The organism is Adlercreutzia sp. DFI.6.23 (genome assembly GCF_024462535.1).
Taxonomy (GTDB): Bacteria; Actinomycetota; Coriobacteriia; order Coriobacteriales; family Eggerthellaceae; genus Adlercreutzia; species Adlercreutzia rubneri.
In genome coordinates, this window is the sequence record NZ_JANGBP010000399.1 from 1 (window position 1) to 309 (window position 309).

A 309-nucleotide genomic window follows, 5' to 3' on the forward strand; every position below is an offset into this window, starting at 1 on the left:
GTCACGGCCACGGGCACGGCGGCCAGCCTCGCGCCGGCGCTCGTCGCGGCCGGGGTGGACGCCGTCGTCTGCGGCGAGAGGAAGTACCACACCGCGCTGGAGCTGGCGGCGGCGCACGTGGCCGTCATCGAGCTCGGCCACGATGTGAGCGAGCTGCCCTTGGCGGCCGTGCTGGCCGAGGCGCTGGCCCGCGCCGGCGTCCCTGCCGAGGCGGTGACGCTTGTCGATCAGTCCGAGAACTGGTGGACGCCGGAGGCAGTCCGCGTCTAGTTGCGTAATTTTCTCCATTGCCCCTGCCGAAGATCTGGG

At 71.8% G+C, this 309-nt stretch carries 1 protein-coding gene; it reads left to right on the forward strand.

What is annotated here, in order from left to right:
• The coding region (locus tag NE591_RS13885) for a Nif3-like dinuclear metal center hexameric protein (RefSeq protein WP_256156935.1) at positions 1 to 270 on the forward strand (270 nt) is incomplete at its 5' end.
• Between the last annotated feature and the right edge of the window lie 39 nt (positions 271 to 309).